The 26,976-nt window shown below is 71.7% G+C and carries 23 protein-coding genes; 15 read left to right on the top strand and 8 right to left on the bottom strand.

Annotated features, from left to right (window positions below; all coding sequences use genetic code 11):
- Positions 1 to 512: 512 nt before the first annotated feature.
- The 3 genes from rsgA (at position 513) to ACWIHT_RS09520 (ending at position 3,691) form a co-directional block, all read left to right on the top strand.
- Positions 513 to 1,628: a ribosome small subunit-dependent GTPase A gene (gene rsgA, locus ACWIHT_RS09530; RefSeq protein WP_456166178.1), complete on the top strand. Its 1,116-nt coding sequence runs from the start codon at positions 513 to 515 to the stop codon at positions 1,626 to 1,628.
- A 117-nt stretch (positions 1,629 to 1,745) separates the two neighbouring features.
- The gene (locus ACWIHT_RS09525; protein WP_456166176.1) at positions 1,746 to 3,191 is read left to right on the top strand and encodes a bifunctional transcriptional activator/DNA repair enzyme AdaA; all 1,446 of its coding nucleotides are present in this window, start codon (positions 1,746 to 1,748) and stop codon (positions 3,189 to 3,191) included.
- The gene (locus ACWIHT_RS09520; RefSeq protein ID WP_456166174.1) at positions 3,188 to 3,691 is read left to right on the top strand and encodes a methylated-DNA--[protein]-cysteine S-methyltransferase; all 504 of its coding nucleotides are present in this window, start codon (positions 3,188 to 3,190) and stop codon (positions 3,689 to 3,691) included. Before ACWIHT_RS09525 ends, ACWIHT_RS09520 begins: the two co-directional genes overlap by 4 nt.
- On the opposite strand, the gene ACWIHT_RS09515 is transcribed toward ACWIHT_RS09520, so the two are convergent.
- Positions 3,688 to 4,059, bottom strand: coding sequence for a PPOX class F420-dependent oxidoreductase (locus ACWIHT_RS09515; protein WP_456166172.1), 372 nt, complete (start codon positions 4,057 to 4,059; stop codon positions 3,688 to 3,690). The genes ACWIHT_RS09520 and ACWIHT_RS09515 overlap by 4 nt on opposite strands.
- A gap of 172 nt (positions 4,060 to 4,231) precedes the next feature.
- Here ACWIHT_RS09515 and ACWIHT_RS09510 point away from each other — a divergent pair, with 172 nt between their 5' ends.
- Positions 4,232 to 5,467, top strand: a complete 1,236-nt coding sequence (locus tag ACWIHT_RS09510; protein WP_456166170.1) for an SGNH/GDSL hydrolase family protein — start codon at positions 4,232 to 4,234, stop codon at positions 5,465 to 5,467.
- Positions 5,468 to 5,522: 55 nt separating this feature from the next.
- On the opposite strand, the gene ACWIHT_RS09505 is transcribed toward ACWIHT_RS09510, so the two are convergent.
- Both ACWIHT_RS09505 and ACWIHT_RS09500 read right to left on the bottom strand, forming a co-directional pair.
- Positions 5,523 to 6,005, bottom strand: a complete 483-nt coding sequence (locus tag ACWIHT_RS09505; protein WP_456166168.1) for a DUF456 domain-containing protein — start codon at positions 6,003 to 6,005, stop codon at positions 5,523 to 5,525.
- Positions 6,006 to 6,041: 36 nt separating this feature from the next.
- Positions 6,042 to 7,022, bottom strand: a complete 981-nt coding sequence (locus ACWIHT_RS09500; RefSeq protein ID WP_456166166.1) for a helix-turn-helix transcriptional regulator — start codon at positions 7,020 to 7,022, stop codon at positions 6,042 to 6,044.
- A gap of 471 nt (positions 7,023 to 7,493) precedes the next feature.
- Between ACWIHT_RS09500 and ACWIHT_RS09495 the strand changes: the two genes are divergently transcribed.
- Complete coding sequence (locus ACWIHT_RS09495) at positions 7,494 to 9,275, top strand: protein phosphatase 2C domain-containing protein (RefSeq protein WP_456166164.1); 1,782 nt, start codon at positions 7,494 to 7,496, stop codon at positions 9,273 to 9,275.
- A 73-nt stretch (positions 9,276 to 9,348) separates the two neighbouring features.
- Positions 9,349 to 11,091, top strand: a complete 1,743-nt coding sequence (locus ACWIHT_RS09490) for a pyruvate dehydrogenase (protein WP_456166162.1) — start codon at positions 9,349 to 9,351, stop codon at positions 11,089 to 11,091.
- Here ACWIHT_RS09490 and ACWIHT_RS09485 read toward each other — a convergent pair.
- Positions 11,088 to 12,206 (bottom strand): helix-turn-helix domain-containing protein, encoded by a 1,119-nt coding sequence (locus ACWIHT_RS09485; protein ID WP_456166160.1) that lies wholly within the window; start codon positions 12,204 to 12,206, stop codon positions 11,088 to 11,090. The two genes, ACWIHT_RS09490 and ACWIHT_RS09485, sit on opposite strands and share 4 nt — an antisense overlap.
- Positions 12,207 to 12,394: 188 nt before the next feature.
- Between ACWIHT_RS09485 and ACWIHT_RS09480 the strand changes: the two genes are divergently transcribed.
- Both ACWIHT_RS09480 and ACWIHT_RS09475 read left to right on the top strand, forming a co-directional pair.
- On the top strand, positions 12,395 to 12,865 hold the full coding sequence (locus tag ACWIHT_RS09480; protein ID WP_456166158.1) for a hypothetical protein: 471 nt from the start codon (positions 12,395 to 12,397) through the stop codon (positions 12,863 to 12,865).
- A gap of 475 nt (positions 12,866 to 13,340) precedes the next feature.
- Positions 13,341 to 13,793 carry an ATP-binding protein gene (locus ACWIHT_RS09475; protein ID WP_456166156.1) on the top strand — a complete coding sequence of 151 codons (453 nt, stop codon included), beginning with the start codon at positions 13,341 to 13,343 and terminating at the stop codon, positions 13,791 to 13,793.
- An 81-nt stretch (positions 13,794 to 13,874) separates the two neighbouring features.
- Here ACWIHT_RS09475 and ACWIHT_RS09470 read toward each other — a convergent pair whose 3' ends face one another.
- Together ACWIHT_RS09470 and ACWIHT_RS09465 are read right to left on the bottom strand one after the other, a co-directional pair.
- Positions 13,875 to 14,906, bottom strand: a complete 1,032-nt coding sequence (locus ACWIHT_RS09470; protein WP_456166154.1) for a DUF2637 domain-containing protein — start codon at positions 14,904 to 14,906, stop codon at positions 13,875 to 13,877.
- 303 nt (positions 14,907 to 15,209) lie between these two features.
- A complete protein-coding gene (locus ACWIHT_RS09465; protein WP_456166152.1) occupies positions 15,210 to 16,058 on the bottom strand; it encodes a (2Fe-2S)-binding protein in 849 nt (282 codons plus the stop codon).
- 157 nt (positions 16,059 to 16,215) lie between these two features.
- Between ACWIHT_RS09465 and ACWIHT_RS09460 the strand changes: the two genes are divergently transcribed.
- Both ACWIHT_RS09460 and ACWIHT_RS09455 read left to right on the top strand, forming a co-directional pair.
- On the top strand, positions 16,216 to 17,028 hold the full coding sequence (locus tag ACWIHT_RS09460; RefSeq protein ID WP_456166150.1) for a GntR family transcriptional regulator: 813 nt from the start codon (positions 16,216 to 16,218) through the stop codon (positions 17,026 to 17,028).
- Positions 17,029 to 17,156: 128 nt separating this feature from the next.
- Positions 17,157 to 17,414 carry a hypothetical protein gene (locus tag ACWIHT_RS09455; protein WP_456166148.1) on the top strand — a complete coding sequence of 86 codons (258 nt, stop codon included), beginning with the start codon at positions 17,157 to 17,159 and terminating at the stop codon, positions 17,412 to 17,414.
- A gap of 1 nt (position 17,415) precedes the next feature.
- Here ACWIHT_RS09455 and ACWIHT_RS09450 read toward each other — a convergent pair whose 3' ends face one another.
- Both ACWIHT_RS09450 and ACWIHT_RS09445 read right to left on the bottom strand, forming a co-directional pair.
- The gene (locus tag ACWIHT_RS09450; protein ID WP_456166146.1) at positions 17,416 to 18,198 is read right to left on the bottom strand and encodes a hypothetical protein; all 783 of its coding nucleotides are present in this window, start codon (positions 18,196 to 18,198) and stop codon (positions 17,416 to 17,418) included.
- Positions 18,199 to 18,315: 117 nt separating this feature from the next.
- On the bottom strand, positions 18,316 to 19,989 hold the full coding sequence (locus ACWIHT_RS09445) for a PucR family transcriptional regulator (RefSeq protein ID WP_456166144.1): 1,674 nt from the start codon (positions 19,987 to 19,989) through the stop codon (positions 18,316 to 18,318).
- 311 nt (positions 19,990 to 20,300) lie between these two features.
- On the opposite strand from ACWIHT_RS09445, the gene ACWIHT_RS09440 reads away from it, so the two are divergent.
- The 5 genes from ACWIHT_RS09440 (at position 20,301) to ACWIHT_RS09420 (ending at position 26,972) form a co-directional block, all read left to right on the top strand.
- Complete coding sequence (locus tag ACWIHT_RS09440; protein ID WP_456166142.1) at positions 20,301 to 21,191, top strand: FAD binding domain-containing protein; 891 nt, start codon at positions 20,301 to 20,303, stop codon at positions 21,189 to 21,191.
- Positions 21,191 to 21,784 carry a (2Fe-2S)-binding protein gene (locus ACWIHT_RS09435; RefSeq protein ID WP_456166140.1) on the top strand — a complete coding sequence of 198 codons (594 nt, stop codon included), beginning with the start codon at positions 21,191 to 21,193 and terminating at the stop codon, positions 21,782 to 21,784. Before ACWIHT_RS09440 ends, ACWIHT_RS09435 begins: the two co-directional genes overlap by 1 nt.
- Position 21,785: 1 nt before the next feature.
- A complete protein-coding gene (locus ACWIHT_RS09430) occupies positions 21,786 to 24,191 on the top strand; it encodes a xanthine dehydrogenase family protein molybdopterin-binding subunit (RefSeq protein WP_456166138.1) in 2,406 nt (801 codons plus the stop codon).
- 113 nt (positions 24,192 to 24,304) lie between these two features.
- Positions 24,305 to 25,765, top strand: a complete 1,461-nt coding sequence (locus ACWIHT_RS09425) for an NCS2 family permease (RefSeq protein ID WP_456166136.1) — start codon at positions 24,305 to 24,307, stop codon at positions 25,763 to 25,765.
- Positions 25,766 to 25,820: 55 nt separating this feature from the next.
- Positions 25,821 to 26,972 carry an XdhC family protein gene (locus tag ACWIHT_RS09420; protein WP_456166134.1) on the top strand — a complete coding sequence of 384 codons (1,152 nt, stop codon included), beginning with the start codon at positions 25,821 to 25,823 and terminating at the stop codon, positions 26,970 to 26,972.
- The last annotated feature ends 4 nt before the right edge of the window (positions 26,973 to 26,976 follow it).

Raw genomic sequence — 26,976 nt, 5'->3', positions numbered from 1 at the left:
CGAGGCGACTGCGCCGAGGCGGCGGTCGAAGACGTGATCACCCTGTCCACCCCGGCGTGGGGATCCGTCAGCAAGGGGCTCGTGGCGCGGAGCGTCGAGAACGGTCGTAGCGGAGGTCGAGGGGCCGACAGGGACGGCCGTGTCTCCGAATGGGCAAGTGAAGCGCTGTGCCGGCCCGACCCCCACCAACTTCGCTGAGCCGGCATGGCCGAGTCGGTGGGGGTCGGGCTCGACGGGAGCAGTTGGACGTGTTGCGTCATGGGCGCGCCATAATTTGCTGGCGTCGCGGCCCGTAGACCTTCTAGGGTTGGTGGTGTTCGAGCGGCAGCTTCACGTTGCCGCCAGTGACTCGGCTTGTGCTGTGGGAGGTGTGACCGATGGCTGTCTCTGTGATGGGCGCTGCCCGCATCCGGAAGTTCATCAAGTCCACTCCCGTGGCCTCCGGCTGACCTCTCCTCTCTTCCCGCGTCTGTGTGCGCGGTGCCGGGGCCACCCTTGTGAAGGGTCACCCCTTGTCTTTCTCTTCTCTCCCGGGTCTGCTCCCGTCTCCCTCACACCCGCTCCAGCCGTACGGCTGGGACGCGGACCGGGAGGCCGAGTTCGTCCCCTTCGCCGAGCAGGGCCTCCTGCCCGGCCGTGTCGTACGGGTCGATCGCGGCCTGTGCGATGTTGTCACGTCGGGCGGTACGGTCCGTGCCGACACGGAGTTCGTCGTCCCCCGTGACCCGATGAAGGTCGTGTGCACGGGCGACTGGGTCGCCGTCGACCCCGCGGGCGTCGACCCGCGCTATGTGCGGACGCTGCTGTCGCGCCGTACCGCCTTCGTGCGTTCCACCTCCTCCAAGCGGTCCGAGGGGCAGATCCTCGCGGCCAACGTCGACCACGCGATCGTCGCCGTACCGCTGACCGGGGACCTCGACCTCGGCCGGATCGAACGGTTTCTCGCGCTCGCCTGGGAGTCCGGTGCCCAGCCCGTCGTCGTGCTCACCAAGGCCGACCTCGTGCCGGACGCGGTGACGTTGTCGTATCTCGTCCAGGACGTGGAGACCACGGCGCCAGGCGTGCCGGTGTTCGCTGTCAGTGCCGCGACCGGGGAGGGCATCGACGTGCTCGCCGCGGTCGCCGCCGGTGGTACGTCCGTGCTGCTCGGGCAGTCCGGTGCCGGAAAGTCGACGCTCGCCAACGCGCTGCTCGGCGAGGACGTGATGGACGTGCGGGCGACGCGTGACGTGGACGGCAAGGGCCGTCATACGACCACCACGCGCAATCTGCTCGCCCTGCCCGGCGGCGGTGTCCTGATCGACACGCCGGGGCTGCGCGGGGTCGGACTGTGGGACGCGCAGACCGGGGTCGGGCAGGTGTTCGCCGAGATCGAGGAACTGGCGGGACAGTGCCGGTTCCAGGACTGCGCCCACACCGCGGAACCGGGGTGCGCGGTGCTGGCCGCCGTCGAGTCGGGCGAGCTGCCCGAGCGGCGGCTCGACAGCTACCGCAAGCTCATGCGCGAGAACCAGTGGATCGTCGCCAAGACCGACGCCCGGCTCAGGGCCGAACTGCGGCGCGACTGGAAGCGGAAGGGGGCGGAGGGGAAGGCGGCCATGGAGGCCAAGCGGGGGCGTTGGGGGTAGCCCCCCTCGCGACAGGGCGGCCCGGTCTCGTCCGGCAGTCCGTCCTCCCGCCCGCTCAACGCCACGTCCGATTTCCGCCAGCCCCACCCCCGGGGATGGCGGAGACTGGAGGGCGTGATGGACGAAGACACCAGGTACGAGGCCGTACGGAGCCGGGACGCCCGGTTCGACGGCGAGTTCTTCTTCGGCGTCGCCACCACCGGGATCTACTGCCGGCCCAGCTGTCCGGCCGTGACTCCGAAGCGGCGCAACGTGCGGTTCTTCATGACGGCCGCCGCCGCGCAGGGCTCGGGGTTCCGGGCCTGCCGGCGGTGCCGCCCGGACGCGGTGCCGGGGTCGGCCGCGTGGAACGTGCGCGCCGATGTCGTGGGCCGCGCCATGCGGCTGATCGGCGACGGAGTGGTGGACCGCGAGGGCGTCGCCGGGCTCGCCGTACGGCTGGGATACAGCGCACGGCAGGTCCAGCGGCAGCTCACCGCCGAACTCGGCGCCGGTCCCGTCGCCCTCGCCCGGGCCCAACGGGCGCACACCGCACGGGTGTTGGTTCAGACCACCGACCTGCCGATCACGGAGATCGCGTTCGCGTCCGGCTTCGCCAGCGTGCGCCAGTTCAACGACACGATCCGCGCCGTGTACGCGTCGACCCCCAGCGAACTCCGCACCAACGCGCCCCAGCCACCGGCCAAGTCACCGGCAGGAGAGCTGGGCAGTGTCGCGCCCGGCGACGGGACCGGTCCAACAGCCGAACCGTCCGCCGGAATCCCGCTGCGGCTCGCGCACCGCGGCCCGTACCAGTCCGCCGCCGTCTTCGATCTGCTGCAACGCGAGGCCGTCCCCGGCATCGAGGAGGTCACCGGTACCCGCGGCGGCCGTACGTACCGGCGCACCCTCCGCCTCCCCTACGGCACGGGGATCGTCGCCGTCGCCGAGCGACCCGGCACCCTCAAGGGCGTGTCGCGCTCCCACCCCGGTGGCTGGCTCGACGCTCGTCTGCATCTCACCGATCACCGTGACCTGACGACCGCCGTGCAGCGGCTACGGCGGCTCTTCGACCTCGACGCCGACCCGTACGCCGTCGACGAGCGGCTCGGTGCCGATCCGCGGCTCGGTCCACTCGTCGCCGCCCGGCCGGGGCTCCGTTCGCCGGGCACCGCCGATCCGGCGGAACTGGCCGTGCGGGCGCTGGTGGGGCGGGCGGAGGCCGAGCGGCTGGTGCGGCGCCACGGCGGGACGCTGGACGTGCCGTCCGGCAGTCTCACCCACCTCTTCCCCGAACCGTCCGTACTGGCCGAGGCCCTGCCCGCAGAGCCCCTGGCCGGCCTCGTCACCGCCCTCGCCGACGGCACCGTACGACTCGATGTCGGCGCCGACCGCGACGACGCTCAAGCCGCCCTGCTCGCGCTGCCCGGGATGGACGCCGCCACGGTCGCCGTCATCCGTGCCCGCGCCCTCGGCGACCCCGACGTGGCACCGCCCGGCGCCGACATCCCGGACGCCTGGCGCCCCTGGCGTTCCTACGCCGTACAACACCTGCTCGCAGCAGGGGAGTTGGAGTTGCCATGACCATCCGCTGGACGCATTTCGAAAGCCCCCTGGGGCAGTTGCTCCTCACCGCCGACGACGACGGCGCCCTCACCTCCCTCTCCGTCCCCGGTCAGAAGGGCGGTCGTACCGTCCAGCCGGAGTGGCGGCAGGACCCCGGTCCCTTCCGCGCGGCCGACGAGCAGCTCGCCGCCTACTTCGCCGGTGAACTCAAGGAATTCCAGCTGGAGTTCCACACCTCCGGCACGGACTTCCGCGAGCGGGTGTGGAGCGCGCTCGACTCCGTTCCCTACGGTGCGACGACGACGTACGGCGAGATCGCCGCCCGGATCGGCGCGTCCCGGGCCGCGGTGCGGGCCGTGGGCGGGGCGATCGGTGCCAACCCGCTGTTGGTCGTCCGCCCCTGTCACCGGGTGATCGGCGCCGACGGATCACTCACGGGCTATGCGGGCGGCCTCGACCGCAAGGTCCAACTCCTCACCCTGGAGGACGCGTTGGACCCGTCGGCCCCTTCGGACTAGTCGGCCTCCAGGCCCCAGCTGTGGATCCGCCGCGGATGGACGCGGATCACCTCCTCGCTCATGTGCGGCCCCAACTCGTGCGGGCCGATGAGGAGTTCGGCCTCGCCGCGGATGTCGATGCCGCGTACCCGCCACGGGCTGACGCTGACGATGTCGTCGACGACCAACGCGACCTTCGGGTTCGCCCGCAGGTTGCGCCACTTCTTCGTCGTACCCATCGCATACCCGCCGACCAGGATCGTGCCGTCGTCCTGCGGGAAGAAGCCGACGGGGTTGGCCTGCGGCTGGCCGTGGGGGTCGACGGTGGCCAGTCGCCCCAGCCGCTGCGACTTGAGGTACGCGCGCTCGGCCTCGGTGAATTCGGTCATGCCCGCAGCCAAACACGCCCGCCCGCCCACCGCATCGGTTTCAGGGACCAGGACTTCCGCCCTACTCCGGACAGGCGGATACGGCGGTGGCCACCGGTGATGCTCCGCCGTCCGCCGCGTTCCGCGTGCCACGGTCGCCTCCTCGTGATCGGTGGGGAGAGGCGGAGCGCTCATGATCGGGGCCGGACGGATCGGCGTGGCACTGCTGGTAGTGGCGTTGGGGGCGGGAGTCGGGCAGGGCACGGCGGCGGCCGGGGCCCCGGCCCTGGAGCCGTCCGACACCTGGACCGGGAGCTGGGAGGCCGCCCCCTCCGGGACCACCACGGGCCATCCCGGCGCCTCCTTCCGCAACATCGTGCATCTCAGCGTCGGCGGCGACGCCGTCCGCGTCCGGCTCACCAACCGGCTCGGCACCGCGCCCCTCCGCCTCGACACGGTGACCGTCGCCCTGCGCGGGACCGGTCCAAACGCCGTCCCCGGCTCGATGCGCACCGCCACCTTCAAAGGCGCCGGCACGGTCACCATCCCGGCGGGCGAGGACCTGGTCACCGATGCCGTCCCGCTTGCCGTTCCCGCGGCGGCGGACCTGCTTGTCACGGTCCACACACCCGGCGACTCCGGCCCGGCCACCTACCACCGAGCCGCCGGACAGACCAACTACCGCACCCCGAGCGGCAATTGGGCGGCCGACAGCGACGGCGCCGCCTACACGACGACCACCACCTCCTGGTACTACGTCACCGGCGTCGACGTCCTCGACGCCCCGTCGACCGGCAGTGTCGTCGCCTTCGGCGACTCCCTCACCGACGGCAACGGCTCCACCCGTGACGCCAACCACCGCTGGCCCGACCGACTCGCCGAGCGCCTGAGAACCCTCCCCCCGTACCGCCGCCTCGGCGTCCTCAACGCCGGGATCTCCGGCAACCGCCTGCTGCGCGACGACACCGGGCCGAGCGCCCTGGCCCGGCTCGACGCGGACGCCCTGTCGCGGTCGGGCGTGCGGGTGCTGATCGTCATGGAGGGCATCAACGACATCAAGGGCACCCCGAACGCCACCGACCCCGACGCCTTCGAGACCGCCTACCGCACCCTCGTCACCCGCGCCCACGCCCACGGCATCCGCGTCATCGGCGCGACCCTCACGCCGTACGGCGGCAACGGCGCGTACACGGCGGCCGGGGAAGCCGTACGGCAGGCGGTCAACGCCTTCGTCCGGGGCGGGGCCGGCGGGCTCTTCGACGCGGTCGTCGACTTCGACGCGGCCGTCCGCGACCCGGAGCGGCCGCAGCGGATCCGGCCCGCCTACGACCCCGGCGACCACCTCCACTTCAACGACGCCGGCATGCGCGCGCTCGCCGACACGGTCGACCTCACCACGCTGGCGCCCTTGACCCCGTGGACCTCGTAGATCCCGTAGAACCCGTAAAACCTGTAAAACCCGTAGAACCCGTAGACCTCAGGGGTCAGCCCCAGATCGTGGCGCCCAGCCATGCCCCCGCGATCAGCAGGCAGGTGAACAGTTCGGTCAGCACGCTGGAGCCGCCCGAGCGCATCGCCGTACGCAGGGAGGCCATGGCCTCGGCGTGCCGGCCGAGCCGCAGGCGTTCGTGGACGTAGACGCCCGCCATGAAGCCGGGGATCGCGCCGACCACGGGAAGCAGCACGAAGCCCAGCAACGCGCCGGTCCCCGCGTACACCGCCATCCGGGGGGTCGCGCCGCTCGCGCGCAACCGGCGGGGCGGCAGCGCCCAGCGCACCACCTGGGAGATGAGGAGAGCGACCGTGGCGCCCACGAGGACCCCCCAGGACACCGGCTGGGGATCCTTCAGCGCCCACCACAGGACCGCGGCCCACACCAGCCACGACCCCGGCACGCCGGGCACCAGGACTCCGCACAGGCCGAGCACGATGACGACGCCGACCAGCAGGAGTTCAGCCACTCCCATCTGCCCAGCCTGCGGGATCCCGGAGGAAACCGCAGGTCAGTAACGGGTCACCCAGCCCCGTTCGTAGGCGTGCCAGCCCAGTTGCAGCCGGGTCGTCACCCCGGTCAGCCCCATCAGCCGCTTCACCCGGCGCTGGACCGTCCGCAGGCCCAGATCGAGCTGTTTCGCCACGCTCGCGTCGGTCAGCCCGGCCAGCAGCAGGGACAGCACCTCCAGGTCGGTACCGTCGGGGCCGTCCGGCTCCTGCTCGGCGGCGCCGGACGCGCCCAGGCGCAATGGGTGCGTGTCCCGCCAGACCGACTCGAAGAGCCCGCAGAGCAGCTCCAGCAGGCCGCTCGCGTGCACGACGAGCGCGGCGGGTTCGGCGGTGTGCGAAGTCAGCGGTACAAGGGCGAGAGTGCGGTCGGCGATCACCAGCTTGGTCGGCACCTTGTCCACCACCCGCACCTGCTCGCCGCGGCCGAGCGCGGCGGCCAGTTCGGTGGGTCCGTCCGGCAGGTCGAGCACCGCGCGTTCGAGGACGACCCGGTAGCGGACCCCGCGTCCGGCGGCCTGCTCCTCCGCGTCGTTCTCCATGCCCGTGACGGCGACCGGCTTCCCGGTGACCAGCGCGCACACCTCGTCGCTCGCGCCGAGCTGGAGCTGGAGAAACCGCCGGGTGACGGCCGCGGCCCCGGTCACCACCTCCACCAGATCGTGTACGGCGGTCTCGGCGGCGGCCGCCCGGTACTCCTCGGCGAGCAGCGCGGCGGCCAGCTCGGCCTTCTCCAGTTCGTGCCGCTGCTGGGTGAGCAGGGCGCCGAGAGCCACCCCGGGCGGGGCCGCGACCCAGCGGCCGGGACGGGCCGTCGACTGGGCGGCGAGTCCGTGCAGTTCCAGTCGGCGAAGGGCGCGCTCGGTGTCGTACTCCCCGATGGTCAGCCGTCGCGCGAGATCGGGCACGTCCGCGGCGCCGACGGACACCAGCGCCCGGTACGCCGACTCGTGCGCCTCGTCCAGGCCTATCGCTCCCAGCATCAGGTTCCGCCCCTCCCCGAAGACCCAATCGCGCGGGCCGTGGCGGAAACCGGCCACGGCGCGAACCCGCCTCCGCACATCATCGCCGTACCACCCGCCACTCTGCCAAGGTTGCGCCACCGAGGCACCAACACCCGTCCGCAATGCCTGGATTGGGCTTGTTCGGCCTGCGGATTCGCGCCCGGAGAAACTCATAGGGGAGTCGGGCGCGCATCACAGCGGCCCTTCAGGAAGGCAAGCCACACTCGGGGCCGGACGGGCCGGATCCGCGACGGGATCCGGTCACTCGGTCGTCGCCGGGCGGTTCTCCCGTGGGGGGTGGAACCGCCCGGCGGCTCTGTGCTGTCCTGAACGGCCCTGTGGCGGAAGGGTGTTCGGAATGTCATCCGACACGCCGTTCGAGAAGGGGCGCGCACCGGATTTTCCCGACGCCCCGTTTTCATCCGGCCCGCGCGGTGGACAATTAGGGGCATGAGCCAGCAGGGGGGAAAGCCGCCCGGTCACGAGGACGACTGGTGGGGCCAGCTGTACGACGACTCCACCGACGACACGGGGCCCACGGCCGCGGCCGACTCCCTGGAGGACCGGTTCGCCTCGGCGGCCGGAACCGTGGACGAGGGCGCGCGTGCGGTACCGGGGCGTGCGGGTGAGGGCGGGCGTTCCGCGCCGGGGACCGTGGAAGAGGGCGTGAGTCCGGTGTCGCGGGCTCCGGGCGAGGGCGTGCGTCCAGCGCCTGGATCCATGGGCGAGGGTCCGCGTCCGGCAGGACCAGGACCGACGGGCGAGGGTCCGCGTCCGGCAGTGTCTGGGCCCGTGGGCGAGGGTCCGCGTCCGGCAGTGTCTGGGCCCGCAGGCGAGGGCCCGCGTCCGGCAGCGTCCGGGCCCATGGGCGACGGTCCGCGTCCGGTGGCCGGTTCGGGGGTTCCGGTGCCGCGTGCCGGTGTCGGCGGTTCGCGCCTGGGCGGTACGGCGGACGCCGACGCGTCGGGTCACCGTCCAGCCGACGTGCCGGGCCACCGTCCGACCACGACCGCCGCCACGGGCGACGACAGCTCGCCGTCTCCGGCCGGGCAGGGCGTCGGCACGGCCCCGCCCCTCGGCGCATCGCCCTTCCCGCCACCACCGCCACCGATCGGCCCCGCACCGCCCGTACCGCCCATCCCGCAGCGCCTCCGCGGGGACGCCCCGTTCGCCGCGCCCGCCTACCCACCGCCCCCGGCCGCCCTCACCGGCCCGCCCCCGAACCTCCCCGCCCTCCCGCCACCGCCCCCGCCGCCCACGACACCCCTCACCCTCGACTACGTGGGCTCCGGTCCTCCCACCTACGACGCCGAGCCCACCGCCCTGCCGCCCGCCGATCCGGACGACCTGGACGACCTGGTCGCGGACACCGTGCTGGACGGGGCGCGGTACGGGAGCAGCACGCTGCGGGCCGCTTCCGTGCGGGGGGATTCCGCGCGGTTCCGGGGTGAGCCGCGCCGGGACTCGTTGCTGACCGCGCGGTTCGGGGTCGGGGACCAGGCCCTGGTGCTGGTCGCGATGGCGACCGGGGCGCGGGCCACACCGGGGGCGCACCGGGCCGCCGCCGAGGCCTGTCACTGGATCGGGCGGGCTGTCGGACGGAGTCACGCGCGGCTCGCCGAGGACATCCGGGCCGCCCGGCGCGGTGATCTCAAGTCCGGTCTGCACCGGCTCACCGACCGCAGCCTCGGCAAACTCCGGGCCAGCGCCGCCGAGCAGGGCATCGACCCGGACGAGTACGCGGCCACCCTGCGCTGTCTGCTCCTCCCCGCGGACCCGGAGTGCCGTACCCGTGTCTTCTTCGGGGTCGGCCCCGGCGGTCTGTTCCGGCTGCGTGACGGTGAGTGGCAGGACATCGAGCCCACGGCGGGCGAGGCGGCGGGCGAGGCAGTCGTCGGCTTCGGCTCGCAGCCCGCCGAGACCCCCGAGGGCGACCGGCTCACCATGGACCTCGGCATCCCGACCCCGCCGAGCCCGTACGAACCGGCCCCCGAGCCGCCCCGCGAACCCTTCCGCTTCCGTGCCTCCGTCGCCCGCCCCGGCGACACCCTCCTGATGTGCACGGGCGGACTCGCCGAGCCGCTGCGCGGCGAGCCCGAACTGTCCGCCCATCTCGCGGGCCGTTGGTCCGCCGCCACCCCACCCGGCCTTGCCGCGTTTCTCGCCGACACCCAAGTGCGGGTCAAGGGTTATGCCGACGACCGCACGGCCGCCGCCGTTTGGGAGGCGTGAGCGCCCGGGCTGTGAATTCATGGAACCCAGAGGGATCCGCAGGACACAGGAAACCGAAGGGCACGCGAGAACCATGGCCAAGCAGAACGTTGCCGAACAGTTCGTCGACATCCTCGTCCGCGCCGGAGTCAAGCGGCTCTACGGCGTCGTCGGCGACAGCCTCAACCCGGTCGTCGACGCGATCCGCCGCAACTCCTCCATCGACTGGATCCACGTACGGCACGAGGAGACCGCCGCCTTCGCGGCAGGCGCGGAAGCGCAGATAACCGGGAAGCTCGCGACCTGCGCCGGCTCCTGCGGCCCCGGCAACCTGCACCTCATCAACGGCCTCTACGACGCCCACCGTTCCATGGCCCCGGTCCTCGCCCTCGCCTCGCAGATCCCGTCCAGCGAGATCGGCCTCGGCTACTTCCAGGAGACCCACCCGGAGCGGCTCTTCCAGGAGTGCAGTCACTACAGCGAACTGATCTCCAGCCCCAAGCAGATGCCCCGCCTTCTCCAGACCGCCATCCAGCACGCGGTCGGCCAGTCGGGCGTGAGTGTCGTCTCCCTCCCGGGTGACATCGCCGCCGAGCCCGCCCCGGAGAAGGCCGCCGAGACCGCCCTCGTCACCTCCCGCCCCTCCGTCCGCCCCGGCGACGCCGAGATCGAGAAGCTCGTCGAGATGATCGACGCGGCGAACAAGGTCACCCTCTTCTGCGGCAGCGGCACGGCGGGCGCGCACGCCGAGGTGATGGAGTTCGCCGGGAAGATCAAGTCCCCGATCGGACACGCCCTTCGAGGCAAGGAATGGATCCAGTACGACAACCCGTACGACGTCGGCATGAGCGGACTCCTCGGCTACGGCGCCGCCTACGAGGCCACCCACGAGTGCGACCTGCTGATCCTCATCGGCACCGACTTCCCGTACAACGCGTTCCTGCCCGACGACGTGAAGATCGCCCAGATCGACGTACGGCCCGAACACCTCGGCCGGCGCTCGAAGTTGGACCTCGCGGTGTGGGGCGACGCGAAGGAGACGCTGCGCTGTCTCATCCCCCGGGTGAAGCCGAAGGGGGACCGGAAGTTCCTCGACCGGATGCTCAAGAAGCACGCCGACGCGCTGGAGGGGGTCGTCAAGGCGTACACGCGGAAGGTCGACAAGCAGGTCCCGATCCACCCCGAGTACGTGGCCTCCGTGCTGGATGAACTGGCCGACGAGGACGCCGTGTTCACCGTCGACACGGGCATGTGCAATGTGTGGGCCGCCCGCTACATCACGCCCAACGGCCGCCGCCGCGTGATCGGTTCGTTCTCGCACGGCTCGATGGCGAACGCGCTGCCCATGGCGATCGGCGCGCAGTTCACCGACACCGAGCGCCAGGTCATCTCGATGTCCGGCGACGGCGGATTCTCTATGCTGATGGGCGACTTCCTCACCCTCGTCCAGTACGACCTGCCCGTGAAGGTCGTCCTGTTCAACAACTCCTCTCTGGGAATGGTCGAGTTGGAGATGCTGGTCGCCGGTCTCCCGTCGTACGGCACCACCAACAAGAACCCCGACTTCGCCGCCGTGGCGCGTGCCTGCGGTGCCTACGGTGTGCGGGTCGAGAAGCCCAAGGACCTGGAGGGCGCGTTGAAGGCGGCCCTCAAGCACAAGGGCCCGGCCCTCGTAGATGTCGTCACCGACCCCAACGCGCTGTCCATCCCGCCGAAGATCAGCGCCGAGATGGTGACGGGCTTCGCGCTCTCGGCCTCAAAGATCGTGCTGGACGGGGGAGTTGGGCGCATGCTCCAGATGGCCCGCTCCAACATCCGCAACGTGCGCGGACTCTAACCGTCGTACGGTGCCCAGCCCTTGGCCGAGTACCAGTAGCGCGGCAGGCCCTTGATGCTCGTCGTGCGGAACGGCCTGCCGTGGTCGTCGATCCGGAGGGTGCCGGTGCGGCCCTGGGAGGACCAGCCGAGTTCGAGGTACCAGCGGCAGTCGCAGGTCTGGGTCCGGGCCTTGACGAGCAGTACCTCCGGGTCCTGCGCGGAGACCTTGTAGGGCAGGTGCACCGCGGGGACCGGCGTGCCCAGGTCGCTTCCGGCGACCGGGCGGGCCAGGGGGCGGGGGGCGTCCAGGTCCACCCCGAAGTAGCGGGGGCTGACCTCGCCGCCGCAGCCCTGGTCCATGGCGTAGGCGGTGCCGTGGACGGGGGTGGCCCGGCCCACGACCCGGACGCGCAGCGACTCCAGGACGACCGCCGTGCTCGTCCGCCCCTGCACCGAGATCTCGACGTCGGTCTCCCGCCCGTGCACCGCGCGCTGCTTCGCCGCCCAGGTCCCGGCGTCCTCCGGGGCCGGGGGCGGCGGAACCCGCGCGGGTGACTTCTCGACGACGTAGTCGTGGCTGCAATGGATGGCCCACGCCTGGGAGTTGGCGGTCCAGGCGAGGGGCGCGAGGGGCGCGGGGGGTGCGGACGGTACGGACGGTGTGGCCTTGGGCTTGGCGGTGTGGTGGGTGGTGATCGCCGACAGGGTGCCCCACACCGCGAGTACCGCGCACACCGCGGCGGCGGTGAGCGTGAGTCGGTGCCGCCGTCGGTACCAGGGGCCGGGCACCGGCGCGGGGGCCTCCTCCGGCACCGGCACCGGTTCGGGGTCGGGGTCGGGGTCGGGGACCGGATTCCCGGCGGGCCGGGGGCGCTGCCGGGCCGCCACCGCCAGGATCCAGTACCGGTGCAGCCGCAGCCGTTCCTCCGGTGTCGCCCCGCACAGGGCCGCGAACCGCTCCACGGGGGCGAAGTCGAGTGGGACCGCCTCGCCCACGCAGTAGCGGTGCAGGGTCGAGGCGTTCATGTTCAGGCGGCGGGCCAGCTGGCCGTAGCTGCGGTCCGCGCGGTCCTTCAGCCGTCGCAGCAGCGCCGCGAACTCCTCGACATCCTTGTCGTCGCCCTCGCCCGACACCGTTCCCCCGTGCGCGCCGCGTCCCGGGACGGCATCCCAGGCACTCCACATATGAGGAGGTCAGCGGGGGTGGGACGGTTCCACCGTTGCGGGTTCGGTGTCGGTCATTGCAGTCGGTCGGGCCGCGCGCCGAAGCTCTGGGGGACCACACCACACCGCACGGCATCGCACCGAAACGGGGAACCCACGTGAACAGCAAGAAGGCCACGCGCCGCACCGCCCTCGCCGCCGGACTCGCCCTCGCCCTCGGGCTGGGCGTGGCGGCCCAGGCCTCGGCCGGCGGCCCGCGCACCGTCAGCGGCTCACCGTCCGACAACATCACCCGCATCGCCGACTTCTACGGCGCCTACGTCGACGCCGAGAGCGACCTCGACGGCGGAGGCGGCAAGCTCGCCCAGCAGCTGCGCGCGTACTACCTCACGCCCGCCTACCTGAAGCAGCTGACGGCCTGGGAGGACAAGAACCACGCGGACGGCGTCCTCCAGGCGCAGAACACGCCCCTCAGCTGGAAGGTCACCGACAACGGCACCGCCGACTACACCGAGGCCGCCATCACCCTCACCTGGGGCGGCGGCGACACCACCAAGCTGATCGTCGACATGACCCGTACGACCCACAAGATCTTCCACATCGGGACGAAGGGCATCGGCGGCAAGTAGGGCTCGACGAGGGGCCGTTGGCGGTTCCTGAGCGGCTGATTCCGGCCAGATTCGCGGTGGACGGGCCCTCGGGGAGTTTCGGGGGGACCAACCGCCCCACGCCTTCGCGGACTACGGCCGGATCGGCAGCCCGGCATCGGCAGTCGGGGCGATCGCCGGTGGTCAGGACGGCACGAGGTGTCTGGTCCCGGCGCCCGGCGCCATGACATCGCGGGGGTGGACGTCCAGGCCGGCCCGCCCGCGCCGCATGCTCCGTACGGTGGCCGTTCGACCGTACGGACGTCAACGGCCCCGATTCCTCCGTCCCGCCGGATTCGGCCCAACCATGGCCGAACACCTGGTCGTTGACGACTCGACATGACTGGCCCGTTCCGGACGAGGGCATGGATCCCCGTGAACATGTTCGAGCAGGAGGGGAACCGGAAAACCGGCGCAGGCGGGGGTCATGAAGAGGCAAGCACGAGGGGGCGGTCCCATGGCGGTCGGGGCCTCCTCGGCGAAAACGGTGGAGGAAACGGCCGACAGCGCCATGGAACCGGCGCAGTCGCCTCAACTGAGGCGCAGACTCGGACGCGCGGACCTGCGGGCGGTGCCCGAAGCGCGCAGGGCGTTGCGTGAACTGTTACGGCACTGGGGGAGGCCGGGACGATCGGAGATAGCCGAGCTGCTCACGAGTGAACTCGTCACCAACGCGCTGATCCACACCGACCACGACGCCGTGCTGACGGCGACGGTCGGACCGCGTGGACTGCGCGTGGAGGTACGGGACTTCGTGGCGCGGAGGCCCAGACTGCGCGCACCGACCGCCGACGACGGTACGCACGGACGGGGCCTGGTCCTGGTGCAGTCCCTCGCGGACGCCTGGGGAGTGTCGCCCCACGGGGTGGGCAAGTCCGTCTGGTTCGAACTCGATTCGGACGCGGCATGAGCAACGGGACGGGGACGGCGTCCAGTTGGACTCCGTCCCCGTCCCGTTGTCGCCCGGTCCCGGACCTCGTGGTCCCGGATCTCAGCCGAACTGCTGCTCCAGGTCCTTGAGTTTGCGCTCAAGGGAGTCGAGCCGCGGCAGTGCCATGGTGTCGTCCTCCGCGGTGAGGTCGACGGTTATCGGGTCAGATGCCCCGCGGACTGGCTGGAGTGAGGGACGCGTGCGAACTGGCAGCGGTTCTCCGGTCGATAGAGCAGGCTCCGCGGAAGGCTGTGCGGAGCCGCGCTCCAGGGCCTGCGGTTCCGGCGACCGGCGGCCGATGATGCCGCGCTGGCCCCGGCTTATGGCCTTGAGCTGGGCCCGCTCGATCCGCTGCTGGTCGCGGCGGCGCAGTCGGGTCTCTTCCTTCTTCGCCTTGTCCTCGCGCACCTCGTCGACCGCCTCGTCCAGGCTGCGCACGTTCTCCAGGAGCATCAGCGACCAGGCGCTGTAGGTCTCGCGGGGGGCCCGCAGCCAGCGGACGATGCGGATCTGCGGCAGCGGACGCGGCACGAGACCCTGCTCGCGCAGGGCGGCACGACGGGTCTGCTTCAGCGCGCGGTCGAACAGGACCGCGGCCGACAGGGACATGCCGGAGAAGAACTGCGGAGCGCCCGCGTGGTCGACGCCCCTGGGCGCGTGCACCCAGTTGAACCAGGCGGCAGCGGCCGCGAACGTCCACACGAGTATGCGGGAGCCGAGGGCCGCGTCGCCGTGGCTGGCCTCGCGGACCGCGAGGACGGAGCAGAACATGGCCGCACCGTCGAGGCCGAACGGGACCAGGTACTCCCAGCCGTCGGTGAGGCCGAGGTTCTCCTGGCCGAAGCCGACCAGTCCGTGGAAGGAGAGTGCCGCGGCGACGGCCGCACAGCAGAACAGAAGGACGTAGGAGGCGATGCCGTATATGGCCTCCTTGCGCCTGCGGCGCTCCTCCGTGCGCTCCCACGAGTCGTCTTTCGCGTGCTCCCCGCCGGACCGCTTGCTCCGCGCGAGCACCGCAACCGCCGCCAGCATGCCCAGGAGCAGTACGGCGCCGGGAAGCAGCCAGTTAAGCGATATGTCGGTCAGTCTCATCTGGGGTCCCTTGCATTGGGATAGGGCGTAACGCCCGCCATAGTGGCCCAATCCCAACGGCCCTCAGGCGTTTTCGGGGCAAGAGGCCGCCAAGGAGGTGCAAGGGGATGCCCAGGGCGGCTTTCTGCTCGAACTGCCGCTTGAGGGGCGGGAGTTGAGTTCGAATAAGACTACCCGTACGGGTGGTTCCACGGAAAGTTCCTGCGACAAGTGAGGAAGTTGTGAAGCACCTGTAACCGGGCGGGCGTCTCGTTCGCGGCCGATCCTAGCGGGCCCGGAAACGGGCCCCGCACTGAGGGTCCCTCAACTCGCGGCGGCGGCCAGCAGTTTGGTGACCCGCTCCGCCTCGCAGGTACGCGGACAGGTCGGGCAGGCGTCCAGCGCGTCCAGCGTGTAGTACATGCAGCAGCTCGCCCGGTCCCGGGTCGGCAGCGCCTCGCCGTTCGGGCCGGTGACCTCGCGGAACGCGGCGGAACCGACGTACGGCTTGGTCGCGCCCGGCAGCAGCCGCTCCAACTCCCGCACCGCGCGCGGCTGTTCGCCGAAGAGATCGGCGACGTACCAGATCCCCTCCACGACCTCGTCGGTCGCCATGCCCCACAGCGCGCGGCCCCGCCGCCGCATCCGCGGGCCGAAGCCGGCCAGCAGGGGCTCCATGTGCTCGGCGACCGCGGCCCGCACCTCCGCGCGCAGCGCCTCCTCGTCCGCGACCACCCGCGCACCGGGCAGCGCCGCCGCCGGGTCGCCGGGCAGGCAGGCGAACGAGTCGGTGCGCACGGCCAGGTGGCCCATGTCGAGGCCCTCGGCGGTGCGGTCGTATGTGACGTGGTTCACGGGGAGACGGGGGACCCGGCGGTGCAGGAACCAGGGCACGGTGAACAGGAGGCAGACCGGCCAGGCGTAGCGGTGCAGGCCGAAGGTGGCTATCACGTCCGGACGGCCGGGCCGCCCGTGGTCGCGCAGGACCTGGGCGTCGTCCCAGGCCAGGAACGCCTCCAGGTCCGCTCCGCCGGCGGCGAGCCCGGCCGCCGAGGCCCAGCCGCCACCGCTGGGGAGCGGTTGTTCCAGGGGGAGTTCGGTGATCGCGAGCCCGGGGATGACCTCGGTGAGGCGGGCGTACGAGTCCGCTACGGCCGAAGAGGGCAGGGGCATGCCGGGACCACCGATTCACCGTTGGTTTAGAGGTAAGGCTTACCTTACCCACCCCGTCCGTAATTTGAACTAGTCCGATCTGCGCCTAAGGTGCTTGACGGACGAGTAACAAGCAGCCGTAATGACCCCAAGTACCGACACGTCCGGAGGAGGACCCGTGAAGCAGGGCGCGCAGGGCTCCGCCGGGACCGGCATACCGGACCCGCGCACCCGAGAGGCCCGGGTGCCGCCGCAGTCGCGCGCCGCCGACGTGGACCGCGACCGGGGCCGGCACCTCGCGGACGGCGCGGACGCCGTGCGCGGCGAGCACACGCACAGCGAGACGCCGTTCCCGCGTCCCCGGCAGACCCTTCAGCGGCCCTCCGTGCGCGGACAGATACTCGACGCCCTGCGCACCGCGCTCGTCGGCGGCGAACTGACCCCCGGCGAGGTCTACTCCGCGCCCGCGCTCGGCGACCGGTTCGGCGTCTCCGCCACGCCCGTGCGCGAGGCCATGCAGCAGCTCGCCACCGAGGGCGCCGTCGAGGTCGTACCGAACCGGGGTTTCCGCGTCGTCGAGCGCGGCGCCCGCGAACTCGCCGAACTGGCGGAGATCCGCGCCCTGATCGAGGTGCCCGTGATGCTGCGGCTCGCCCGTACGGTGCCCACCGCCCGCTGGGCCGACCTGCGCCCGCTGGCCGAGGGGACCGTGCGCGCCGCGTCCTCCGGGTGCCGGGCGACCTACGCCGAGTCCGACCGGGCCTTCCACCGCGCGGTCCTCGCCCTCTCCGGCAACGAACAGCTCGTCCACCTCGCCGAGGACCTGCACCGCCGCACCCAGTGGCCGCCGGCCGGCGGACCGGTCACGCGCGGACGCGCGGACCTGGTGGCCGACGCGGCCGAACACCTCGCGCTCCTGGAGGCGTTGGGCGCGGGGGAGTGGGACGTGGCGCAGTCACTGGTGCGGGAGCACTTCGCGGGCGCCGAGTGACACCGAATATGTGACTCCGGTCACGAGCGGGTCCGGGTCCGGCGACCGTGGGCCCCGACGGGAACCCGCCCGGCCGATGGTGACGTGCCCCACGGAAAGGGATGTCCGTTCCGTGGGGGAGAGCGCCGATGTTTCCGAATCCCGGCCAGCAGGCCGCACAGCGAGGTGCCGAACAGTCCGCACGCCGGGCGGCGGAGGACGGGATGCGGGCCGCGCAGGCGGGCGCCCGGCGCGGCAACTCCCGTTCCGGCGGCGGCCTGTTGAGCTTCCTGCTGCTCGTCGCCGTCGTGGTGCTGGTTGCGCGCGACCCCGAACTCCGGGCGTCCGTCCTGCACTTCGTCCACCACGTCGTGAACGTCGTCCAGAACCGGACCGACCACGCCTGACCTACGCCGTCGCCGCCCCCGGCGCGGGCACCGCCAACTGCCGTGCCAGCCACGTCGGTACACCGCCGAGCAGCCGGAACAGCCGCCGCGCCTCCTCGCGCAGCCGGGACGCCTCCGGCTCGGCCTCCGCGTCCGCGAGCGACGCGAGGGCCGGTGCCGTACCGACGAGGTAGCCCAACTCCTCCCGGATCCGCAGGGATTCGGCGAAGCCGTGCCGGGCCTCCGCCAACTCCCCGTCCCGCAGGGCGAGTCCGGCCAGATGACGCCAGGTGAACGACAGCAGCAGCGGGTCGGCGTGATCGGCGGCCCCCGCGTGGGCGCGCCGGTACGCGGCCCGCGCGGCCTGCGGTGAACGCGCCAGGTTCTCCGCGAGCAGCCCCCGCCGGAAGTCCAGCAGCGCCCGCCCACCGCCGCCCGGCGGGATCAGCGCCGCCGCCCGCCCGAGCGCGGCCCGCGCCTCGTCGGCCCGGTCGCGGACCCCGTGCAGCGTCGCCGCGTAGGCGAGGTACCCGCGCTCACAGGCCGCCGCGCCCCGCTCGTCGTCGCTGTGGGCCAGCGCCTCGGCCGTCCGCAGCGCGTCGTCGGCCTCTTCCCAGCCCTGCTCGGTGTAGAGACACCGCTCCACGAACAGGGCGGTCCGCTGGAGGGCCGTCGCCGCGGTGTCAGGCCGCAGCAGCGCCGCCGCGTCGACCCAGCAGGCCCGCGAGCGCAGCCGCCACACCGCGGTCTGGAGGGGATCGTCACCTTCGGTCGTTCCGTATCCAGACATGGCGGAATGCGCCACGTTGCCCTCCCCGAGCACACCATTGAGCTGTTGAGTGGTGGCCGCATCTCAGCACGAATCCCGGCGCCCGGCCAAGGGGGTGGGTGAAAGAATTCACAAAGTCGTGGGATCTTCCGGTCAGCTCATCCGCAGTGCCAGGAAGAAATCCAGCTTGTCCTCAAGGCGCGAGAGGTCCCGACTCGTCAACTGCTCGATCCTGCCGACCCGGTAGCGCAGCGTGTTGACGTGCAGGTGCAGCCGGGTCGCACAGCGCGTCCACGAGCCGTCGCACTCCAGGAACGCCTCCAGCGTCGGAATCAGCTCCGCGCGGTGCCTGAGGTCGTAATCGCGCAGCGGGTCGAGGAGCCGCGCGGTGAACGCCCGCCGCACGTCGTCCGGCACGAACGGGAGGAGCAGCACGTGCGAGGCCAGCTCCTGGTGGCCCGCCGCGCACACCCGCCCCGGCCGCGCCGCCGCCACCCGCCGCGCGTGCCGCGCCTCCTCCAGCGCCCCGCGCAGCCCCTCCGCCGAGTGCACGGCCGCGCTCACCCCGAGCGTCACCCGCCCGTCGTCGTCGAGCCCGGCCGACAGCGGATCCCGTACGGCCTCCAGCAGCACGTCCGCGTGGAGCCCGGACTCGGAGCCGTCGTGCTCCGCCGACACCGCGGGCAGCGGTACGAGCGCGATCGCCTCGTCGCCCGAGTGGGCCACGGCGATCCGGTCGGAGGGCTCGGGACCGGTGGTCAGCGGATCGACCAGGATCTCCTCAAGCAGCGACTGGGCGACCGGCCCGGCCTCGATGTCCCCGCCCTCCCACTCCACCCGGGCGACGACCACCTGCCAGTGCGGGGCGGCCCCCGACCCGGGCAGCAGGACCGGCGCGGCGACCCGCAGCCGCGCGGCGATCTCGGCCGGTGCGGCACCCGTCTGGACCAGCTCAAGGACCTCCTGCGCGAGCCGTCTGCGGACCGTGCGCGCCGCGTCCCGCCGGTCCCGCTCGACCGCGATCAGCTGCGTGACGCCCTGCAACAGATCGAGCCGCTCGTCCGGCCAGTCCCCGGCGTCCGCCTCGACGGCCAGCAGCCAGTCCGACAGCACCGTCTCGCGCACGTCCCGCGAGCCCTGCGGGGACCGCCCGCTGCTGCGGATCGGGAACAGGGAGTACGTCGCCGCCCCCAGCGCCAGCCGGTGCGGTCCCCGGCGGCCCGTGCGGGCGGCGGCCAGATGCTCGGCGGCCAGCTTGGCGCACACGTCCACGGGCAGCGCGGCCCCCGCCACCTTCGAGCCAGCGATCAGCCGCCCGGTCGGCGACAGCACCCACGCCCGCAGATCCAGGTCCGAGCCGAGCAGGTCCAGGACCACGTCCGGGCCGCCGCCCGCCGGACCCGAGGTCATCATTCGCCGGTGCCGGTCCACCACGGCCGCCAGATCACCGGCCCGCTCACCGGACACCTGCCGTACGACATGCTCGGTGATCGTCGCGAACGCCACCGACTCGTTGACCGCGAACAGCGGCAGCCGGTGCTTGGCGCAGGCGGTCACGAGGTCGTCCGGGACGGGCCCCAACTCGGCCTCGCCGGCGGCCAGCGCGGCCACCCCGGCGGACACCAGGAGCCGTACGAACGGCTCGGAGTCGTCCGCGCTCCGGCGCCAGGCCAGACCGGTCAGGACCAGCTCGCCGCCCGACAGATAGCGGCTGGGGTCGCGCAGGTCTGTGGTCATCACCCCGCGTACCGTGCGGTCCAGCTCGTCCGCCCCGCCGAGCAGCCGCAGCCCCAGCGCATCGGTGTCCAGAAGTGCGCGCAGCCGCATCGCCGTCGCCGCCGTTCTTTGTCTAGAAAACTACGATGAACCGTGAGGTGCTGTGGGTGCGGGGCCGTGCGGGGCTGGTTCCCACGTTTCCACAGGGAATCGGAGGGGTTACTGATGACCTCCGTTCATACGAATCTACAAGATGCCCGCGCTGGCCAGCCAACTCCTTCATGGTTTCCGTGACTGACCCAGGGGAGCACGGCCCTGTGTACTGACCTCACGCCGCATTAACAGCGCATGAACGAGCCGGGCCCGCCGCACACGAACTGGCTTGATCCGTACGACCCACGAGACGAAGAAGAGAGCCGGTCATGGACTTCCTTCGCCCCGCAAGCTGGGAGGAGGCGCTCGCCGCGAAGGCCGAGCACCCCACCGCAGTACCGATCGCGGGCGGCACCGATGTGATGGTCGAGATCAACTTCGACCACCGCCGGCCCGAGTACCTGCTCGACCTCAACCGCATCGGTGATCTCTACGAGTGGGAGGTCGGCGCCGACAGCGTGCGGCTCGGGGCCTCGGTCCCGTACACCCGGATCATGGAGCACCTGCGCACCGAGCTGCCGGGCCTCTCCCTCGCCTCGCACACGGTCGCCTCCCCGCAGATCCGCAACCGCGGCGGCGTCGGCGGCAACCTCGGCACCGCCTCCCCGGCCGGTGACGCCCACCCCGCGCTCCTCGCGGCCGGCGCCGAGGTCGAGGCCGAGTCGGTGCGCGGCACCCGGCTCATCCCGATCGACGAGTTCTACACGGGCGTGAAGCGCAACGCGCTCGCCCCCGACGAACTGATCCGCGCCGTCCACGTAAAGAAGGCGGACGGCCCGCAGCAGTACTCGAAGGTCGGTACCCGGAACGCCATGGTGATCGCCGTGTGCGCCTTCGGCCTGGCCCTGCACCCCGACACCCGCACAGTCCGCACCGGCATCGGCTCGGCCGCGCCGACCCCCGTACGGGCGAAGGCCGCCGAGGAATTCCTGAACGCGGCGCTCGACGAGGGCGGCTTCTGGGACAACGGCCGGATCATCACCCCGTCGGTAGCCAAGCAGTTCGCGGACCTGTGTTCCGCCGCCTGCAACCCGATCGACGACGTCCGGGGCACCGCGAGCTACCGCCGCCACGCGGTCGGCATCATGGCCCGCCGCACGCTGACCTGGACCTGGGAGTCGTACCGCGGCACCGCCGCTCACACGGAGGGAGTCGCGTAATGCGCGTCAATTTCACGGTCAACGGCCGCCCGCAGGAAGCGGACGACGTGTGGGAGGGCGAGTCCCTGCTGTACGTGCTGCGCGAGCGGATGGGCCTGCCGGGATCCAAGAACGCGTGCGAGCAGGGTGAGTGCGGTTCCTGCACGGTCCGGCTGGACGGCGTTCCGGTGTGTTCGTGTCTGGTCGCGGCCGGGCAGGTCGAGGGCCGCGAGGTCGTGACCGTCGAGGGGCTCGCGGACTACGCGCGGGAGAGGGGGTGCAGTCCAAAAAAGTGTGACGCTTCTGCGAAGAGTGACACACTTTTCTCGGAAGGGGTCCCCGCCCGGCAGGCCAAGCCGCTCGACTCCCAGACCGGCGAGGGCACTCAACTCGCCCCCATCCAGCAGGCGTTCATCGACGCCGGCGCCGTCCAGTGCGGCTTCTGCACCCCCGGTCTCCTCGTCGCCGCCGACGAGATGCTGGAGCACAACCCGAACCCGACCGACGCGGACATCCGCGAGGCGCTCTCGGGCAACCTGTGCCGCTGCACCGGCTACGAGAAGATCATGGACGCGGTCCGCCTGGCGGCCGCCCGGCAGGGAGAGGCGGTCTGACATGCCCGGCATCTCCGCAAAAGGCGCCCCCATCGGCACCCCCACCAAGGTCACCCAGGGGTCCAAGACCAAGGGCGGCATCGGCGAGTCCACGCTCCGCCCGGACGGCACCCTCAAGGTCACCGGCGAGTTCGCGTACTCCTCCGACATGTGGCACGAGGACATGCTCTGGGGCCAGATCCTGCGCTCCACGGTCGCCCACGCCGAGATCGTCTCCATCGACACGGTCGAGGCGCTGAAGACCCCGGGCGTCTACGCCGTCATGACCTACGACGACCTCCCGACCGACGTGAAGAACTACGGCCTGGAGATCCAGGACACCCCCGTCCTCGCGCACGGCAAGGTACGTCACCACGGCGAGCCGGTCGCGATCGTCGCCGCCGACCACCCGGAGACCGCGCGCCGCGCGGCTGCGAAGATCAAGGTCGAGTACCGCGAACTCCCGGTCATCACCGACGAGTTGTCCGCGACCGCGCCGGACGCGATCCTCGTCCACGAGGGCCGCGACGACCACCACATCGGCCATGTCCCGCACCCGAACATCGTGCACCGTCAGCCGATCGTCCGGGGAGACGTCGAATCCGCCCGCGAGCGTGCCGACTTCATCGTCGAGGGCGAGTACATCTTCGGCATGCAGGACCAGGCGTTCCTGGGCCCGGAGTCGGGCCTCGCGGTCCCCGCCGAGGATGGTGGCGTCGACCTCTACATCGCCACCCAGTGGCTGCACTCCGACCTGCGCCAGATCGCGCCCGTGCTCGGCCTGCCCGAGGACAAGGTCCGGATGACGCTGTCCGGTGTCGGCGGCGCGTTCGGCGGTCGCGAGGACCTGTCGATGCAGATCCACGCGTGCCTGCTGGCCCTGCGCACCGGCAAACCCGTGAAGATCGTCTACAACCGTTTCGAGTCCTTCTTCGGGCACGTCCACCGCCACCCCGCCAAGCTCCACTACGAGCACGGCGCCACGAAGGACGGCAGGCTCACCCACCTCAAGGCCCGCATCGTCCTGGACGGCGGCGCCTACGCGTCCGCGTCCCCGGCCGTCGTAGGAAACGCGTCCTCGCTCGGTGCCGGACCGTACGTCATCGACGACGTCGACATCGAGGCCATCGCGCTCTACACCAACAACCCGCCCTGCGGCGCGATGCGCGGCTTCGGCGCGGTGCAGGCGTGCTTCGCCTACGAGGCGCAGATGGACAAGCTCGCCGACAAGGTGGGCATGGACCGGGTCGCGTTCCGTCAGCTCAACGCGATGGAACAGGGGACGGTCATGCCGACCGGGCAGGTCGTCGACTCGCCCGCCCCGGTCGCCGAACTCCTGCGCCGCGTCAAGGCGATGCCCATGCCGCCCGAGCAGCAGTGGCTCGCCGCCGGAGAGGCCGCCGACGTACGGCAGTTGCCCGGCGGTCTGTCCAACACCACGCACGGCGAAGGCGTCGTACGAGGAGTCGGCTACGCGGTCGGCATCAAGAACGTCGGCTTCTCCGAGGGCTTCGACGACTACTCAACGGCCAAGGTCCGCCTGGAAGTTGTCGGCGGTGAGCCCGTCGCCGTCGTGCACACCGCGATGGCGGAGGTCGGCCAGGGCGGGGTCACCGTCCACGCGCAGATCGCCCGCACCGAACTAGGCGTCACGCAGGTGACGATCCACCCGGCCGACACCCAGGTGGGCAGCGCCGGTTCGACCTCCGCGTCCCGGCAGACGTACGTCACCGGTGGCGCCGTCAAGAACTCCTGCGAGCTGGTCCGCGAGAAGGTCCTGGAGATGGGCCGCCGCAAACTCGGCACCTACCACCCCGCTTGGGCCACCGCCGAACTCCTCCTGGAGGGCGGCAAGGTGGTCACCGACGCGGGCGAGGTCCTCGCCGATCTCGTCGACGTACTCGAAGGCGAGGCCGTCGAGATCGAGGCCGAGTGGCGGCACCGCCCCACCGAGGCCTTCGACCTCCGTACCGGACAGGGCTTCGGCCACGTCCAGTACACCTTCGCCGCGCACCGCGCCGTCGTCGAGGTCGACACCGAACTCGGCCTGGTGAAGGTCATCGAGCTGGCCTGCGCGCAGGACGTCGGCAAGGCGCTCAACCCGCTGTCCGTGATCGGCCAGATCCAGGGCGGTACCACCCAGGGTCTCGGCATCGCGGTCATGGAGGAGATCATCGTCGACCCGAAGACCGCGAAGGTGCGCAACCCCTCCTTCACGGACTACCTCATCCCCACCATCCTCGACACGCCGACCATTCCGGTCGATGTGCTCGAACTCGCCGACGAGCACGCCCCGTACGGGCTGCGCGGCATCGGCGAGGCCCCCACCCTGTCGTCAACTCCGGCCGTACTCGCGGCGATTCGGAACGCGACCGGGCTGGAACTGAACAGGACACCGGTACGCCCGGAGCACCTCACCGGTAAGTGACCCTCCGGGTCCCCTTGTTCGTCTCGGGCCGTCCCCCGGGTCGTCCATCCCAAATCCCGCGCACCGCCGAGAGCGGTCCGCGAGTGCCCCTGTGAACCTTGGGAGATGGCCCCATGACCCAGCAGTCAGTGGAACCGAGGACCGCCGCCGAAGACGCGGGCGAAGGAACCCGCGTCCCGGCCGGCCGGTCCTGGCTCGACCGCTACTTCCACATCTCGAAACGGGGATCGACCGTCGCGCGCGAGGTGCGCGGCGGAGTCACCACCTTCATGGCGATGGCGTACATCCTGTTGCTCAACCCCCTGATCCTGTCCGGCAAGGACGTCGCGGGCGACACGCTCGGGCAGAAGGGCCTGATCACCGCGACCGCGTTCGCGGCGGCCCTCACCACCCTCCTGATGGGCTTCGTCGGCAAGGTGCCACTCGCCCTCGCCGCCGGGCTCTCCGTCTCCGGAGTGCTCTCCTCGCAGGTCGCCCCGCAGATGACCTGGCCGCAGGCGATGGGCATGTGCGTGGTCTACGGCGTGGTCATCATGCTGCTCGTCGTCACCGGGCTGCGTGAGCTGATCATGAACGCGATCCCGCTCGCGCTGAAACACGGCATCACGATGGGCATCGGCCTCTTCATCGCCCTCATCGGCTTCTACAAGTCGGGCTTCGTGCACCAGGGCAAGGCGACGCCCGTCACCCTCGGCCCGGCGGGCGAACTCGCGGGCTGGCCCGTCCTGTTGTTCGCGGGCACGCTGCTCCTCATCTTCATGCTCCAGGCCCGCAACCTGCCCGGCGCCATCCTCATCGGCATCATCACCGGCACGGTCGTCGCCGCGATCCTCAACTCCGCAGGAGTCATCGACCCCAAGCAGTGGGCGAGCGGCTCCGCCCCCGAACTGCACGGCAGCGCGGTCTCGATGCCCGACTTCTCGCTCTTCGGCCATGTGGAGTTCGGGGGTTGGGGCAAGGTCGGCGCGATGACGGTCGGCATGATCGTGTTCACGCTCGTGCTGGCCGGCTTCTTCGACGCGATGGCCACCATCATCGGCGTCGGCACGGAAGCCCAACTCGCCGATTCCAAGGGCCGGATGCCGGGCCTGTCGAAGGCGCTGTTCATCGACGGCGCGGGCGGCGCGATCGGCGGTGTCGCGGGCGGCTCCGGCCAGACCGTCTTCATCGAGTCGGCGACAGGGGTCGGGGAGGGCGCCCGCACCGGCCTCGCCTCGGTCGTCACCGGGCTCTTCTTCGCCGCCTGTCTGTTCTTCACCCCGCTCACCGCGATCGTCCCGCAGGAGGTCGCGTCCGCCGCCCTGGTCGTCATCGGCTCGATGATGCTGATGAACGCCCGGCACGTGGACTGGGCCGACCGAGCCACCGCGATTCCCGTGTTCCTGACGGTGGTTGTGATGCCCTTCACCTACAGCATCACGGCCGGCGTCTCCGCGGGCGTCATCTCGTACGTCGCCATCAAGACCGCCCAGGGCAGGGCACGCGAGATCGGCGCCTTCATGTGGGGCCTGACCGTCATCTTCCTCGTGTACTTCGCCCTCCACCCGATCGAGGGCTGGCTCGGCGTGCACTAGCCGACGCCCCAACTCCCCTGACTCCCCTTCCCCGTAACCCCGTTAGGAGACCGAGATGCTGGACATCGCCGAAGAGCTGCACCGGTGGGTCGAGCAGGGCCGCGACTTCGCCGTCGCCACCGTGGTGGCCGTCGGCGGCAGCGCACCCCGCCAGCCGGGCGCCGCCCTCGCGGTGGACGCCGACGGCACGGCGATCGGCTCGGTCTCCGGGGGCTGCGTGGAAGGCGCGGTCTACGAACTGTGCCAACAGGCCCTCCAGGACGGCGAAACCGTCCTGGAGCGCTTCGGCTACAGCGACGAGGACGCCTTCGCCGTGGGCCTCACCTGCGGCGGAGTCATCGACATCCTCGTCACACCGGTACGGGCCGAAGACCCCGCCCGCCCGGTGATCGCCGCCGCCCTCTCGACCGCGACGAGCGGTGGGGCGGCGGCACTGGCCCGGATCGTCTCGGGCCCGACCCACCTGCGGGGCCGCGCACTTGTCGTCCACCCCGACGGCTCCTACGACGGCGGTTTCGGCGCCCACCCCGAACTGGACCGCACGGTCGCCGCCGAGGCCGCCGCCCAGCTGGACGCCGGCCGCACCGGCACCGTCGAGATCGGCGAGCAGGGCTCCCGCTGCGGGGCCCCGCTCACCGTCCTCGTCGAGTCCTCGGTGCCGCCGCCCCGGATGATCGTGTTCGGCGCGATCGACTTCGCCTCCGCGCTGGTCCGCATCGGCAAGTTCCTCGGCTATCGCGTGACGGTGTGCGACGCCCGCCCCGTCTTCGCCACCAGGGCCCGCTTCCCCGAGGCCGACGAGATCGTCGTCGAGTGGCCCCACAAGTACCTGGAGCGCACGGACACCGACGCCCGTACCGTCCTGTGCGTCCTCACCCACGACGCCAAGTTCGACGTACCGCTGCTCCAGCTCGCCCTGCGCCTCCCGGTGGCGTACGTCGGCGCGATGGGCTCCCGCCGCACCCACCTCGACCGCAACGAACGGCTGCGCGAAGTCGGCGTCACGGAACTGGAGTTGGCGCGCCTGAGGTCCCCGATCGGCCTCGACCTCGGCGCCCGGACACCGGAGGAGACGGCCCTGTCGATCGCCTCCGAGATCGTCGCCAACAGACGCGGCGGCAGCGGCGTCGCACTCACCGGCGCGCACACCCCGATCCACCACGACGCGACCTCGCTGCCCGCCCGGCGGATCGGTTCGGTGGCCTGAACTC

The sequence above is a fragment of the Streptomyces sp. NPDC002276 genome, assembly GCF_053891435.1.
The sequence above is the reverse complement of the archived record's forward strand: the minus strand, read 5'-3'. Positions and strand labels throughout refer to the sequence as shown.

Bases quoted from the DNA above. Each gene is read 5' to 3' on its own strand.
- ACWIHT_RS09465 (WP_456166152.1), bottom strand. From the start codon at position 16,058: ATGCCCCTGCCCTCTTCGGCCGTAGCGGACTCGTACGCCCGCCTCACC.
- ACWIHT_RS09475 (WP_456166156.1), top strand. From the start codon at position 13,341: ATGGCGGTCGGGGCCTCCTCGGCGAAAACGGTGGAGGAAACGGCCGAC.
- ACWIHT_RS09505 (WP_456166168.1), bottom strand. From the start codon at position 6,005: ATGGGAGTGGCTGAACTCCTGCTGGTCGGCGTCGTCATCGTGCTCGGC.
- ACWIHT_RS09520 (WP_456166174.1), top strand. From the start codon at position 3,188: ATGACCATCCGCTGGACGCATTTCGAAAGCCCCCTGGGGCAGTTGCTC.
- ACWIHT_RS09525 (WP_456166176.1), top strand. From the start codon at position 1,746: ATGGACGAAGACACCAGGTACGAGGCCGTACGGAGCCGGGACGCCCGG.
- ACWIHT_RS09490 (WP_456166162.1), top strand. From the start codon at position 9,349: ATGGCCAAGCAGAACGTTGCCGAACAGTTCGTCGACATCCTCGTCCGC.
- ACWIHT_RS09430 (WP_456166138.1), top strand. From the start codon at position 21,786: ATGCCCGGCATCTCCGCAAAAGGCGCCCCCATCGGCACCCCCACCAAG.
- ACWIHT_RS09420 (WP_456166134.1), top strand. From the start codon at position 25,821: ATGCTGGACATCGCCGAAGAGCTGCACCGGTGGGTCGAGCAGGGCCGC.
- ACWIHT_RS09510 (WP_456166170.1), top strand. From the start codon at position 4,232: ATGATCGGGGCCGGACGGATCGGCGTGGCACTGCTGGTAGTGGCGTTG.
- ACWIHT_RS09455 (WP_456166148.1), top strand. From the start codon at position 17,157: ATGTTTCCGAATCCCGGCCAGCAGGCCGCACAGCGAGGTGCCGAACAG.
- ACWIHT_RS09425 (WP_456166136.1), top strand. From the start codon at position 24,305: ATGACCCAGCAGTCAGTGGAACCGAGGACCGCCGCCGAAGACGCGGGC.
- ACWIHT_RS09495 (WP_456166164.1), top strand. From the start codon at position 7,494: ATGAGCCAGCAGGGGGGAAAGCCGCCCGGTCACGAGGACGACTGGTGG.
- ACWIHT_RS09470 (WP_456166154.1), bottom strand. From the start codon at position 14,906: ATGAGACTGACCGACATATCGCTTAACTGGCTGCTTCCCGGCGCCGTA.
- ACWIHT_RS09445 (WP_456166144.1), bottom strand. From the start codon at position 19,989: ATGCGGCTGCGCGCACTTCTGGACACCGATGCGCTGGGGCTGCGGCTG.
- ACWIHT_RS09515 (WP_456166172.1), bottom strand. From the start codon at position 4,059: ATGACCGAATTCACCGAGGCCGAGCGCGCGTACCTCAAGTCGCAGCGG.
- ACWIHT_RS09435 (WP_456166140.1), top strand. From the start codon at position 21,191: ATGCGCGTCAATTTCACGGTCAACGGCCGCCCGCAGGAAGCGGACGAC.
- ACWIHT_RS09440 (WP_456166142.1), top strand. From the start codon at position 20,301: ATGGACTTCCTTCGCCCCGCAAGCTGGGAGGAGGCGCTCGCCGCGAAG.
- ACWIHT_RS09500 (WP_456166166.1), bottom strand. From the start codon at position 7,022: ATGCTGGGAGCGATAGGCCTGGACGAGGCGCACGAGTCGGCGTACCGG.